This is a genomic window from Luteimonas sp. MC1782 (genome assembly GCF_014164605.1).
Classification (GTDB): domain Bacteria; phylum Pseudomonadota; class Gammaproteobacteria; order Xanthomonadales; family Xanthomonadaceae; genus Luteimonas.
The window spans coordinates 1,313,084-1,326,234 of sequence record NZ_JACJFT010000001.1; the positions used below are offsets into that span (position 1 = coordinate 1,313,084).

Below are 13,151 nucleotides of genomic sequence, written 5' to 3' on the forward strand. Positions count from 1 at the left end.
TGCGAGCCATGCCGGGCGTCAATGCGTGGATGATGACTTGGAAGCTGCCCGCGCCGCCCCCTGGACGGCCCATCGTGACGACATACGTGACCATCGAACCTCTCCAATTGTAGGGCGCGGAACTGTACGTCTTGGGTGTATCAAGCGGTGCGAATCATGCCGTGTGCCGAGCTTGTTCCTCCGAGCTTGTCGTTGATAGCTCGGATTGCCTGTAGTAGCGTCTCGCTCGGAACGTAGTGCGGATTCACATCCAGCTTGTTGATGATGAAATTTGCTAGCTCGATTTCATCCCGCGCCAGGGTCGGACAATCGAACAGCATATTGGCCAGTCGAGCGTTCAGCAGCTCGCCGACCTCCGGATGGTTAGCGTTGCGCTTGGCCCCGTAGCCGGGTACCGAATCGTTTGTGAGGTCATCTATCTTCATGTGTCTCGCTCCTGCCGCAGTTCATGCGGGCCATTAGGAGTATTTATGGGGACGGTTGCAGGATAGGACCTTGGGGTGTTGCCAACTTACATTCGGCCTAGACGCGCGCCATGTCGGATTTCGCAGTGCAACGCGCACCTAATGCACGCACTCCGCTGACCGAGAGCGCGGCAGTGAACCGGAGTGCATGTGTTGCGCTGTGCACACCCAATGAGAGCCTTATAGTTAACTTGAGGCTTTTCAGTTTTTCTCGGGTGGAGCCCGTAAAGCTCAGGTAGCACGGTATCCGCCCCTACCTCACGTTACCGCAGGGGCGGATGCCGCCCCTGTATGTGCCAGTCTGAAGATTGCTGGGGTCGGCTTCCTTCCCGGAGCCGGTGGCCTTCCATTACTAATCTTCACCAAAAGGCCGCTCTTTACCAGCCTCTTGCGGTAGTCCTCGAAGGTGTTCTCGCGCTGAAAGTGATGCTTGAACTGACTCCAAACCAGTGGGGTTTCCGGCGTCGGCTTCCCACTGATGTGCAGATACGACAGCATGAGCAGCAACTTCTCGCCCGACCCAAGGGCAATGAACTCTGGCGCTTTCAATAGACACAGCGGAATTCTTAGGAACCCGTCGGGAACTTCGCGGTATGCGCGCTCAACCAGCCCGCGAACCTCTAGCTCTGGCAATGGGGGAAGGCAACGCTGCTCGTTTACCTGAAGCAGGCTTTTAATTCGCTCATCCTTGGGTATGCCCTGTCGGTTGGAGACCTGGGCCAGTTTGAAAAGCAGCGCATTCCTCTGACCCTCTGGGATGACCATCGGCAGTGACATGCTGTGGGGGATATCCAGCCCCTCGGCCAGCGTTTTCCAATCCCAAATCAGTTCCGGTTCGCACGACAACAATCTTGACTGGAACGGAACCTCCTTCTTTTGGTGAAGGAACCCTGGTACCCGCATGAGACGCGGCAAGTCGCAGACCTGCGTGTCACCATTGAACCTCGCAGCCAAGGCTTGTTGTGCCGGAGTGAAGTCATGAAGCGGCATCCCTTGGACGAGCCAATATGCATGGAACCGCCCCGGCGAGGACTCGACCGTCATGGAGGGTCGAATTGCGGACGCATTCACCGGCTCCAAAGGCGAACCATCGAGGTCCACGAAGATGCACCTAACGCGGGTCACGTTCTCCTTCTTACGTCCCCGGCTGTCACCTTCATTCGCCATGACAAGGACGGATGCGCCTTGGCGGTTCCGCCGCATCAGGGTAGAGCGATGCTCAGCCAGCGAGCCATGCAGAGGCTCAAATATTCGCGGCGGAGCGCCCGACGCCTCCGGCAGGGTCTGAAAGGTGAACACCCCTCCCAACGCATCAAGGAAGGGGCGCGCAGCGGTTAGGTCAGCCTCCATCGCTGCCACCGCAAGTTCGCTCGTCGTCCCCGCGCTCGGCCAACAGTGCAACATATGGCATGAGGGCGTGAATCGTGCGGACTACTTCAAGCAACTCATTCTTACGAGTCAGCAAAGCCACCGCCCCACGCTGCAAGTAGGTCAGGTCTAGACCGTGGTTAGCAAGCGCCCACCAAATCTCTTCGGGCTTCGCGCTCGCATTCTGGTAAAAGCACTCAGCGACGGTGGCCGCCAGCGCAACGCGTGCATCCACGCCCTTCACTTTGTAACGCCTATGACCTCCGGTCCGCATGAACCTGGCCTCGTCAAGGTCCCGGAAGCGCGCCGCCACGACGGCTTCTGCCGCGTCGTGGATGCATTGCTGTGGGGAATCTGAGTAATACCGGTCAGGCGGGCTGGGGGGCTGCGAATCGCGGGGGTGGTTCTGCGTTTCTTCGTCGTACATTTTCTTCTCCGTGCCGGGGGGTTCTATCCGGCGACGAAGATGGTCGCGTGATTATGGAATGGGGTCTGCGGAGCTAAAATGCCGATTCTCAGGAATTGGCTCCGCTCCCTTCAACGGTCACCTTGCGGACGGTGTCGGCGCTCACATTGCAGATGTAGACCGCGCAAGTGAGAGCCGCCACGGCTTCATACAGGGGCGTTCCGAAGGCCGACCGGAAGTAGCGGGTCATTGTCCTCATGAAATAAAGCCTTTCCGGGTTTGCCCCCCCTGGGCGACGAACCAACGGGATTGACGCGGCCCACCTACGAGCACCGCGAGCCAATGGTCGAAGCGCACCAGGTAGCAGGGCGGCCGCTCGATGGAAGCCAATCGAGCGCCAGTAGATTGCAGATTTCGCACGCGCCGGGTCGGTAGGCAAAGGGTTCGCACCGTGGCGGTCCCCGTACCGGCTGGCGGCCATCATTCGGCGAGCAAAGGCATCGGTAATCTCGTCGGGAATTCCGTGAGTACCGTCGATGGCACGCATCACTTCCAGCTCAGCTATCAGTTCCTCGGCCAACTGGGCCACGCGATTGCCGATTCTCTCTCGCTCAGTGACGGTGGCTGCCTCGTACTTGGAGCGAGGCCCTGCCCACGCCGATAGCGCTGCTCCGAGCACCTCATCGAGGACATACGAGCGAGTTTCCTGTTCGGCAGGGATTTGGCACGCCTCTGGGCAGCGCCGCTCTATGGCCTTCCAGACAATATCGCACTTGTGGTCGCTCATAATCTTTGAATGCACCCAATGCGGCGGATGCAACAGCTCGGATTCCCAAGGGTCGCGTGCTGAAATGAGGCGTCGATACTGCGCCCAAACCCATGGTCGCAGGTGAGAAGGTTTTCGCGTCAGCTCGCCGGCCGTCATTCGCAGACCTGCAAGGCTCGGTAAACAGTACTTCGCCCCACATGGAAGCGGTCCTGAAGCTGGGCGATGCTGAAGCCCTCGTCGGCGTGGAGCCGCCGCAAGGTTCGGGCCTGCTCCGCGTTCAACGCATTCCGCCGCCCGAACTTGATGCCCTTCTGCTTCGCGAGCGCCACGCCGTCAGCGGCTCTCTCTCGCCTAATTTCTGCCTCGAATTCGGCAAATGAGCCGAGCAGGTTGAACATCAGCTTGCCCTCCGACGTGGACGTGTCCAGCCCTTGGTCGAGCACGCGGAGGGTCACTCCTTTCCGACGGAGTAAGTCCGCCATCTTCGCCAAGTCCAGGACGGACCGTGCTGCGCGGTCGAGGCGACTTACCACCAGCGTGTCGCCCTCGCGCACGTAGGAGAGGCAAGCCTGCAACTCCGGCCGGTTCTCTGCCTGCCGCCCGGACCGTTTCTCCTTGAAGACGCGACTGCATCCGGCCCCAGCTAGTTTCTCTAGCTGCACATCTAGAGATTGACCTGCGCTACTTACACGGGCGTAGCCGACGACTTCAGGCATGGCAGGTGGCGTCCCAGAACTCCTAAGGGATTGAGATTATATCATTTTGGAATGGTTTATGGGACCCTCAGGGCGGCGTTCCGGAACCTATACAAATCGAGACGCACCACATCGGCTCCGCCCGAGGGCCGCTGCGATGGCGCTGGACCATGTTCACTGTCAGTGAAAATATCTTGACTTCATGAACAGAGCCTCGTACCTTGTCATCAGGCCGAGTGATACCGCTCGGTTGAGTTCCTGTAGTGCGGTGTTTCTTCAGTTTCGGTAGCAGTAGCTAGCTAATCGGCCTTGTAGTTGGGGTCGCTTCACTGTCCATGAGTGGGGCTTTTTGCCGCGTCACGTTGGTCGGACCTAGGTCTTGGCGTTTCGTGTCTAGGACATCGTCCACGTCGGGTTATGACGGCGTATGACGGCGTCTTTGCAGCGTCGAATGGTGATTGGCTTGTTGTATCGGGTTGGCTCCTTCCGGCTACTTGCTAACGACGGCGGGCATGTGCCCGGATTGAAGGATTTGTCCAGATGGACGACCACACGAAAGAGAACAGCATCGCCGTGCTGAAGAGGCTCCGCGATGTGTATCAAAGCCAACTCGATACTCGTGTCATCGTTGAACTCGAAGCAGTAATCGCCGCGCTTGAAAAGGGCTGCGATTGTTCAGTAAGCGAAAGCCCTGTCGATTGGGGAGTGAGGGCGCTGAAAATTGTCGCTGAAGTGATTCGTGTTGTTACGAATATCACTGACTTGATGAGCTGACTTGGGACAGGCAAACGACACAACAAGCCTTTCAGTTTTGGAGTGGTGCAATGAGCCTAGGCGGCGCAATACAAATGTGCCGAATCAGACGCCAGCTAAGTCAGGCCAAGTTGGCCCGACTAGCTGGTTGTTCGGTTTCCTACCTTTCGATGCTTGAGAATTCGAAGCGAGACCCGACGCTTTCGACAATCCAGAGTATTGCGGACGCACTTCGTGTCCCGCTAGAAATCCTATTCTTCCTAGGCGCGGACAAGGGCGAACTCTCAGGTATCAACAAGGAACTTGCAGGACAGCTTGCAATGACGGCGTTGGACCTGCTGAATGAAGAACCCGCCCAAGCGGCCTGAGTATCCGCACCGGCCAATCGGTAGCTTAGATGCGCTATCAGCAGCCTTACAGATTTCGCGCATAGAGCTTGAGCACGTGGCGAGCGTTACGGATAGCCAGTACCGTCTCGCGAAGCCAATAGTGAAGGCTGACGGCAGCATAAGGCAGCCCTACGATGCGTTGCCGTTGCTCAAAAATGTTCAGAGGCGCATACAAGCACGTCTGCTGGCGCCGGTTCAATTTCCAACGTACCTAACGGGCAGCATCAAGGGGCGCGACGCTCGCCGCAATGCCGCGATTCATGCTGGCGCCAAGGTTGTTGTCTGTGAAGACGTTGCATCGTTCTTTCCGAGCACATCTCGCCTCTTGGTCGAATCCATCTGGACAGGCTTCTTCGGATTCTCACCGGAGGTGGCCCAGATGCTAGCTGTTCTCACTACCAAAAACGGTAGCCTCCCGCAGGGAGCGGTGACCAGCTCGTACTTGGCCAACTTGGCCTTCTGGAAAAAGGAGCCAATCCTTCAGCAACAGCTTGAATTGAACGGAATCGCCTATTCTCGGTACGTTGACGACATTACGATTTCTTCTCGTCGCGCCTTGCTGAACCCAGAGCTTAGTTGGTGCATTGCGCAAATCTACGGGATGATGCGCGGAGCCGGAATGCAGGCGAAACGCGGGAAGCAAGAGATTTGGCGCGGCGATGGTCGAATGCTCGCGACAAAGTTGGTGGTTAACCGCCGTCCCGCTCTTCCACCGAACGACCGAAAGGCGATTCGGACGGCCGTATTTCAATTGGAGGCACGCTTCGCAGCTGGGGATGTCGAGGATACCTTCGCCACCGAGCTGAACCGCGTCGCCGGCAGGGTGGTGCGACTAGCGCAGTTCCATCCCGTAATCGGGGCTGCGCTGAAGGGCCGCATTGCCAGCCTTCGACAGCAACTCAGTGATGGTCAAACTTCAGCCATTGCCCCGTGAAGTCACCGCCACACTGCGCCACTGTTGAGGTTCCCGTGGTGCAGCATTGCTCTTGACCGTTTTCCCAAGCAACGAGTCTTCGAGCGGCTAGGTCCTAGAAATCAGCACAGATACTGCCGCGTTCAACAGCTGGTCCGAGTCGGCAAGTGCTCGCCGTTGCGTGTCATGCTCAAGGTGGGCATAGCGGTGAGTGGTCGCGGCCTGCGTATGACCCAATAGCTTTCCAGTAGCGTGCAACCCGTGCCCTGACGAGACCACCCGAGCTGCGAAGCTATGCCTGAGCGTATGTAAGCACACGTCACTCGTGAGAGCTGCCTGTTCGAAAATCCTCCTAACAGCCCGCTTAGGGCTAACCAGCCTTCTGCCAGTCCGCGCCCCGGGAAACAGCCACTCTTCGGCCCCCGCCCGCTCGGCTTCCTGCCGCATGTCGCGTAGGAGCGCCAAGGCAGCCTGTGACAACGGCACGGTATGTGTACGGTTCTGTTTAGTGTGGTGACTCGGCTTCGTCCAAATGCCGTGGGCAAGGTCGAATTCGCTCCACTTCGCGGCGAGCGTTTCGCCCTTCCTTGCGCCGGTGAAGACGAGAAGCCGAATCAGATTTGCCGGGACCAAATGGGGGGAGGCATCGCAAGCCGCTAGCAGGCGAGCAGTCTCGTCGTCGGACAGATACCTTTCCCGCTTCGATTCTTGATTGCGCCGAACCGCTCTGCACGGGTTATCGGTTCTCAGCCCCAGCCTGACCGACTCACTAAGTAAGCTCGACAGTGTGGCAATAACCCTGTTGGCGGTCGTCTTTCCGGACCGGACGACTTTTTCCCCATCAACCCTTCTACAGCGAGTCTCGACAGAGCGGAACAGTCGCAAGGCATCCGCAGCCGCGATATCAGAAACCTTGCGCTTCCCCATCTCCGGCAGAATGAAGCGGTCGAAGTGGTCGGTGTAGTGCTGCTGGGTTGCAGGCCGCAGGCTCGGGAAGTATCCGGTCTTGTACTCGCGTACCAGCTCTTTCAAAGTCCATTCCCGCCGCGCGGCAAGTGCCGTGGCAGCAGGGTCACGACCCTGCACGATTTCAAACAGAAGCTCTTTGGCTCGCCTCCGAGCCTGTTCGAGCGTCATCGTCCCAACACGACTGAAGGTGTGCTTCACCTTCCTGCCATGTAGCCGACCTTCTATAGCGAAGGACTTGCGCCCCGCGCGGGTGACAATCACCTTGAAGCCTGTTACATCGGAATCCCAGTACTCCCCGCGTCCGGCTTCCTCAATCATGCGCGCTGTAAATTTTGCCTTTGCCATTCACCCTGCCCCAGACACGTCCTACCAACATAGAAGCCGAATCTGTGGGGACACTGTGGGGGCGCCCTGCGGCAACTCGGCTCCATTGCAGCGACCGTGACTGTAACCGTAGGGACACTCAAATCCTGCGACTTCAAGGGTTTAGGACCGTCGAAATCAGAGGGCCACGGCGATAAATTGAAGAGTGAAGCAACTGTTAATCAGGGGGTCGTTGGTTCGAGTCCAACTTCGGGCGCCATTCTTTCTGTTGCTTGCGCGGACCATCGTCCGCCGCGTTCCGGCTGCGTCCACTCCAGCCCCTGAGTCCCGCCCAGGCGGATGCTTCACTTCACCGCGATGACCCTGATCCCAAGGTATCCACACCACTCCGGCCGCGTGCGCGCGGCGGTGTGATCGTACGTCGGACCGAGGAAGCACCATGCCGCGCGGCAAGACCCTGAAGCTGGCCACATTCAACGTCAACGGCATCGGCACACGGCTGCCGCACCTGCTCGAGTGGCTCGACAAGGAAAAGCCCGACGTCGTGGCGCTGCAGGAATTGAAGGCGTTTGACGACGCCTTTCCCGTGGACGCGCTGGAGAAGGCCGGCTACGGCGCGATCTGGCAGGGCCAGCGCTCGTGGAACGGGGTGGCGCTGCTCGGCCGCGACACGATGCCTGTCGAGAGCCGGCGCGGTCTCCCGGGTGATCCTGACGATGAGCAGAGCCGCTACATCGAAGCGGCGGTGCACGGCATCGTGGTGGCCGGTATCTACCTGCCCAACGGCAACCCGCAGCCCGGCCCGAAGTTCGACTACAAGCTGGAATGGATGGCACGGCTGGCCCGCCATGCGCGGACCCTGGTCGGGCTGCCGCACCCCGTCGCCATCATCGGCGACTTCAACGTGATCCCGACCGACGACGACGTCTATGACGCCAAGGCCTGGCGCAAGGACGCACTGATCCAGCCCGGGACTCGCGCGGCGTATGTCGCACTGCTCGAACAGGGCTGGACCGACAGCCTGCGGCACGTGCATGGCGACCGGCGGATCTACACCTTCTGGGATTATTTCCGCCAGCACGCCGAGCGCGATCGAGGCCTGCGCATCGACCACCTGTTGCTCAATCCCGTGCTGGCCAAGCGGCTGAAAGGTGCCGGCGTGGACCGCTGGGTGAGGCTGCAGGAGAAAGCCAGCGACCATGCGCCCACCTGGGTCGAGATCGCGGCCACCCGGTGAGCGCGCCGTGCCTTGGGCACGCGCGCAATCCAGCACGCTGATCGCTTCGGGGTGCTGCTCCGAGAGTTCCGCGGCAGGCCGGGCTGCATGGGGGGCAGTCCTGCCGCATGGTCCGCGAGCTCGCCGACGCAGGCTGCGACTACTTGCTGGCCTTCTTCGCCGGCGCCTGGCCCGCGTCGCGGTTGGTCTCGCCCTCGGCAAGGATGCTGAGTTTCTCGTCCGTCGCTTTCTCCTCGGCCAAGGTTTCGTGCAGGAGCTTCACCGCGTCCGTGTAGCCCAGCTGCTTGCCGAGCGCACACAGCGTGCCGTAGCTCGCGATCTCGTAGTGCTCGACCTTCTGCGCGGCGTTGATGAGCGCGGCATCGCGCACCGGGCCCTCTTCCACCTCGTCGATCGCCTCCTTGCCTTCCTCGACCAGGCCTTCCATGGCGGCACACTTGATGCGCTTGAGCTTGATCTCAAGCAGCTCGACGACGCGGTCGATGCGTTCGATCTGACCTTCGGTTTCGCCGAGATGCGTCGTGAACGCATCCGCGAGCTTCGGATTCGCGGCGGCCTTCGCCATCTTCGGCAATGCCTTGGTCAACTGCTTCTCGGCGTTGTACATGTCGGAAAGCGCATGCACGAACAGGTCTTCAAGGGTCTTGACAGCCATCTTCTCGATCTCCGGAGTGGGGGCATGGATTTCGTTGCCAGTTGCCCGGACCACGCTAGGACCGCGGTCATGCGCCGGATGTGAAAGATTGGCGACGCCGCTTTCCGACAACGCTATTCAGGAAAAAACCCCTGGCGGATGCACGCTTTTTTCACGGGCCCGTGCGCCGTCACACGAGCACACTCCGGGCTCCCCCACGCCGCCGGAGTTCCCATGCAAGCGCTCACCTATCACGGCGCCAAGGACGTACGCGTCGAGACCGTCGCCGACCCCACAATCGTCGACGCCAGGGACATCCTGCTGCGCGTCACCGCAACCGCGATCTGCGGGTCCGACCTGCACCTGTATCGCGGCAAGGTCCCTGGCGTGGAGTCTGGCGACATCTTCGGCCACGAGTTCATGGGCATCGTCGAAGAGGTGGGCTCTGGAGTAAGCGCGCTGCAGCCCGGCGACCGGGTCGTCGTACCCTTCGTCATCGCCTGTGGACAGTGTTTCCACTGCCTGTTGCAGGAACACTCCGCCTGCGAAACCACCAACATCGGCAAGGGCGCTGCGCTCAACCAGAAGGGCATCCGCCCCCCGGCGGCGCTGTTCGGCTTCAGCAACCTCTATGGCGGCGTTCCGGGCGGACAAGCCGAATACGTGCGTGTGCCGCACGGCGATGTCGGCCCGATCAAGGTGCCCGACGTGCTCTCCGACGAACAGGTCCTGTTCCTGTCCGACATCCTGCCCACGGGTTACCAGGCGGTGTTGAATGCCGGCATCGGCGAGGGCTCGACCGTCGCCATCTTCGGCGCCGGTCCGGTGGGCCTGATGGCCGCCGCCTGCGCGCGCATGCTGGGTGCCGAGACCATCTTCATGGTCGACCACCACGACTTCCGCCTCGAGTTCGCGCGCCGTACCTACGGCGTCATCCCGATCAACTTCGACAAGGTCGACGATCCGGCCGAAGTCATCGTGTCGCAGACGGCCGGGCGCGGGGTGGACGCGACGATCGATGCCGTCGGCTTCGAGGCCAAGGGCAGCAAGACCGAAACCGTGCTGGCCACGCTGAAGATCGAGGGCGGCAGCGGCTTCGTGCTGCGCCAGGCCATCGCCGCCACGCGTCGCTGCGGCACCGTCAGCGTCCCCGGCGTCTATGCCGGCTTCATCCATGCCTTCATGTTCGGCGACGCGTTCGACAAGGGCCTGACCTTCAAGATGGGCCAGACCCACGTGCAGAAATTCATGCCGGAGCTGCTGGAGCATGTCGGCGAAGGGCGGCTGTCGCCGGAGGTGATCATTTCGCACCGCATGAAGCTGGCGGATGCCGCCGAGGCCTACGTCATGTTCGACGAGAAGCATGACGACTGCCGCAAGGTGGTGCTTGTCCCCTAGAACCTGCCCGGTACGCGCGCCCGCGCGTGAGCACCGCCTTGACGCCGCGGACGCTAGCGTAGCGCCCATGAACGAACCCTCCAGCGGCAGCCTGGCGCGCAGCGCGCGCATCCTCGGTTTCCTGATGAAATACCGACGCGCCGGCATCTTCGCCAGCGCCGATGCCGATCCATCGCCAACCGCGACCGACCCGGCCGATGATGCCGACACCGACACCGGTCCGGAAACGTTCGTCCGCGACCTTGAAGCCCTCGGGCCCACCTTCATCAAGCTCGGTCAGGCACTCTCCACCCGCCCCGACATGGTGCTGCCCGCCTACCTGCCCGCGCTTGAGCGCATGCAGGACGAGGTGAGCCCGATCCCGTTCGACACGGTGCGCGGCGTGGTCGAAGCGGAGCTCGGCGTGCGCCTCGGCAAGCTGTTCGCCGAGTTCGACGAGCAGCCGCTGGGCAACGCGTCGATCGCGCAGGTGCACCGCGCGGTGATGAACGACGGCCGCGAGGTGGCGGTCAAAGTGCAGCGCCCGGACGTGGAGGCCGAGATCCGCCGCGACCTCGACATCCTCGCCGGCATCGCGGCGCGCGCGGACTTCGTCACGCGCATCGGCCGCCGCCTGCACTTCGCCGATTGGGTCCGCGAGTTCCGCAAGACCCTGCTGGCCGAGCTCGACTACCGGATCGAGGCCGACAACCTGGAACGCTTCGGCAAACACTTCGAAGCCTATCCCCTGCTGCTCGTGCCGCAGCCCGTCTGGGACCTCACCACCGGCCGCGTGCTGACCATGGACCTGGTGCGCGGCACCAAGGTCACCGCACTGGGCGGCCTGCGCCGCACCGAGAACGACTACCAGCCCCTGGCCGACGCCCTGGTGCGCGGCTACCTTGACCAGACCTTCGTGCACGGCGAGATCCACGCCGACCCGCACCCCGGCAACATGCTGGTTACCGACGACCAGCGCCTCGCGATCTTCGACCTCGGCATGGTCGCCCACGTGCCGCCCAAGCAGCGTGCCCGCCTGCTGAAGCTGCTGTTCTCCGCGGTCGACGGCAGTGGCGAGGAAGTGGCCGAAGAATCGATCGCGCTCGGCGTGCGCCTCGAGGACTTCGACGAGGACCGCTACGTCCGCGAGATCGGCCAACTGGTGGCGCGCTACGCCGCGCATGGCTCCAAGACCATGACCGAAGGCTGGCTGATGCTGGAGCTGGCACGCATCGGCGCGGACTGCGGCCTGCGCACGCCTCCGGAACTGCAGCACCTCGGCAAGACCCTGCTGCACCTCGAAGGCGTGTGCCGTGCGTTGGACCCCAAACTCGACATGCGCCAGGTGGTCGAAGGCCACCTGCAGCAGATGCTGCGCGAACGACTGCGCAAGTCGTTCTCGCCCGCGAGCCTGGCCAGCGAAGCGATGGAGATGCAGGCGTTGCTGCAGGACGCCCCAAGGCGGGTGTCGACCCTGCTGTCACTGCTCGCCGAGAACAAGATGCAGGTGCGGTTGACGGGATTGCAGGAGTCGCGGCTGACCGAGAACCTGCAGAAGATCGCCAACCGCGTCGCCACCGGGGTGATCATCGCCGCGCTGATCATGGCGAGTGCCACGCTCATGCGTGGCGATGTGGTGGGGCCGCGGTTGTTCGGTTATCCCGCGATCGCGATGGGAATGTTCCTGCTCGCGTCGGCGCTGGGGCTTGGCATCGTGGCCAGTGCGTTGTTCAGTGATCACAGGTCGCAGGATCGCGGTGAGCGAGGGCCCCGTACGTGAGCGATGCGGCGACCGGTCCGTCGGCATCCGGCCCTGCAGAGGGAGCGGATTGATGTCACCCGACATCGTGGGCTGGGCGGCATCGGCGATCCTGCTGGCCACTCTGATTCGCCAGATCGCCGCGCAGATGCGCGACCCGGATGCACGCGGGGTGTCGCGCTGGTTGTTCATCGGCCAGAGCGCGGCGTCTATCGGATTCATCGTCTACAGCGTGATGGTCGACAACCTGGTGTTCATCGTGACCAACAGTTGCATTCTTGCGACCGCACTTGGCGGGCAGACGAGCCTCTGGTGGCGGCGGCGCAGTGATGGGCACCGGTAGTGATGCTCGACCTCCCTGCAACGCAAGCATGCGGGAGTCGTCAGCTTGCCCCTCGGTGAAAAGCAATTCAATTGCGAGGCAAGAACAACGCTCGATCGTGTAGCCCTCAAGCCGCTTCGGAGTTCACCGACGCCGGAACTCTGCGAGGCCCGATTTGCACCGCGTCGCATGTCATCGATGCTGCTCCTGCCCGGCATGGACGCCGGGATGTGGAGGATCGATGACTCGCAAGGTTGCAGGCTTCACCCTGATCGAAGCCGTGGTTTCGCTCTCTGTTCTGTCAGCCTTGGCCGCTATCGGGTTGCCTTCGCTCACTGCCTTCCTTGAGCACCAGCGCACGGCTGCGGCGATGTCGTCGCTGGTCAGCCAGATGAGCCACGCCCGCCTTGCTGCGGTCAAATACCGCCATCCCACTGTGCTTTGCCCGACTGTCGATGGCGAACATTGCCTGCCTGGCGGGGACTGGACCAACGGTTGGATGATCTTCATCAGCCGGGACAAACAGCTCAGGCCGATCGTGGCATCCGACCTGCTGCATATCGATCTCTCGCCGGGGAACCGGAACTTGCGTCTTTACAGTTCCGGACGAACACACCTGCGTTATCTGCCTGACGGGCGGAGCGCCGGCACCAACCTGACCATCAACATCTGCGACCGGCAGGGGCAGCGCCTGGGTGCGGTCATCGTGAACAATGTCGGCCGGCCACGTATCGAACGCGGGCCGGCAGGAACGGCCTGTCTGGACTGACCA

The 13,151-nt window shown here is 61.7% G+C and carries 14 protein-coding genes; 7 read left to right on the forward strand and 7 right to left on the reverse strand.

The window, feature by feature from the left end; all coding sequences use genetic code 11:
- Positions 1-140: 140 nt before the first annotated feature.
- The 5 genes from H5368_RS06120 to H5368_RS06140 form a co-directional block, all read right to left on the reverse strand.
- On the reverse strand, positions 141-425 hold the full coding sequence (locus H5368_RS06120; protein ID WP_182822391.1) for a hypothetical protein: 285 nt from the start codon (positions 423-425) through the stop codon (positions 141-143).
- Positions 426-722: 297 nt separating this feature from the next.
- Entirely contained in the window at positions 723-1,814 is a 1,092-nt protein-coding gene (locus H5368_RS06125; RefSeq protein WP_182822393.1) for a DNA-primase RepB domain-containing protein, read from the reverse strand.
- Positions 1,804-2,259 carry a hypothetical protein gene (locus H5368_RS06130; protein WP_182822395.1) on the reverse strand — a complete coding sequence of 152 codons (456 nt, stop codon included), beginning with the start codon at positions 2,257-2,259 and terminating at the stop codon, positions 1,804-1,806. Before H5368_RS06130 ends, H5368_RS06125 begins: the two co-directional genes overlap by 11 nt.
- An 88-nt stretch (positions 2,260-2,347) precedes the next feature.
- Positions 2,348-3,163, reverse strand: a complete 816-nt coding sequence (locus tag H5368_RS06135; RefSeq protein ID WP_182822397.1) for a hypothetical protein — start codon at positions 3,161-3,163, stop codon at positions 2,348-2,350.
- Positions 3,160-3,723 (reverse strand): recombinase family protein, encoded by a 564-nt coding sequence (locus H5368_RS06140; protein ID WP_182822399.1) that lies wholly within the window; start codon positions 3,721-3,723, stop codon positions 3,160-3,162. The genes H5368_RS06135 and H5368_RS06140 overlap by 4 nt, the downstream gene beginning before the upstream one ends.
- 519 nt (positions 3,724-4,242) lie before the next feature.
- Here H5368_RS06140 and H5368_RS06145 point away from each other — a divergent pair.
- Positions 4,243-4,476: a hypothetical protein gene (locus tag H5368_RS06145; protein WP_182822401.1), complete on the forward strand. Its 234-nt coding sequence runs from the start codon at positions 4,243-4,245 to the stop codon at positions 4,474-4,476.
- Between the two features lie 321 nt (positions 4,477-4,797).
- Entirely contained in the window at positions 4,798-5,778 is a 981-nt protein-coding gene (locus tag H5368_RS06155; protein WP_182822405.1) for a reverse transcriptase family protein, read from the forward strand.
- Positions 5,779-5,865: 87 nt separating this feature from the next.
- Here H5368_RS06155 and H5368_RS06160 read toward each other — a convergent pair whose 3' ends face one another.
- Positions 5,866-7,071 carry a site-specific integrase gene (locus H5368_RS06160; protein ID WP_182822407.1) on the reverse strand — a complete coding sequence of 402 codons (1,206 nt, stop codon included), beginning with the start codon at positions 7,069-7,071 and terminating at the stop codon, positions 5,866-5,868.
- Between the two features lie 418 nt (positions 7,072-7,489).
- Here H5368_RS06160 and xth point away from each other — a divergent pair, with 418 nt between their 5' ends.
- Positions 7,490-8,287, forward strand: coding sequence for an exodeoxyribonuclease III (gene xth, locus H5368_RS06165; protein WP_182822408.1), 798 nt, complete (start codon positions 7,490-7,492; stop codon positions 8,285-8,287).
- A 139-nt stretch (positions 8,288-8,426) separates the two neighbouring features.
- Here the strand turns inward: xth and H5368_RS06170 are convergent, their stop codons facing one another.
- A complete protein-coding gene (locus H5368_RS06170; protein ID WP_182823816.1) occupies positions 8,427-8,942 on the reverse strand; it encodes a ferritin-like domain-containing protein in 516 nt (171 codons plus the stop codon).
- 213 nt (positions 8,943-9,155) lie between these two features.
- Between H5368_RS06170 and H5368_RS06175 the strand changes: the two genes are divergently transcribed.
- From H5368_RS06175 to H5368_RS06190, 4 genes are all read left to right on the forward strand, one after another.
- Positions 9,156-10,319 carry a zinc-dependent alcohol dehydrogenase gene (locus tag H5368_RS06175; RefSeq protein WP_182822410.1) on the forward strand — a complete coding sequence of 388 codons (1,164 nt, stop codon included), beginning with the start codon at positions 9,156-9,158 and terminating at the stop codon, positions 10,317-10,319.
- Positions 10,320-10,386: 67 nt separating this feature from the next.
- On the forward strand, positions 10,387-12,078 hold the full coding sequence (locus H5368_RS06180; RefSeq protein WP_255486358.1) for an AarF/UbiB family protein: 1,692 nt from the start codon (positions 10,387-10,389) through the stop codon (positions 12,076-12,078).
- A gap of 49 nt (positions 12,079-12,127) precedes the next feature.
- A complete protein-coding gene (locus H5368_RS06185; protein WP_182822414.1) occupies positions 12,128-12,400 on the forward strand; it encodes a hypothetical protein in 273 nt (90 codons plus the stop codon).
- A gap of 220 nt (positions 12,401-12,620) precedes the next feature.
- Positions 12,621-13,148, forward strand: a complete 528-nt coding sequence (locus H5368_RS06190) for a GspH/FimT family pseudopilin (protein ID WP_182822416.1) — start codon at positions 12,621-12,623, stop codon at positions 13,146-13,148.
- The last annotated feature ends 3 nt before the right edge of the window (positions 13,149-13,151 follow it).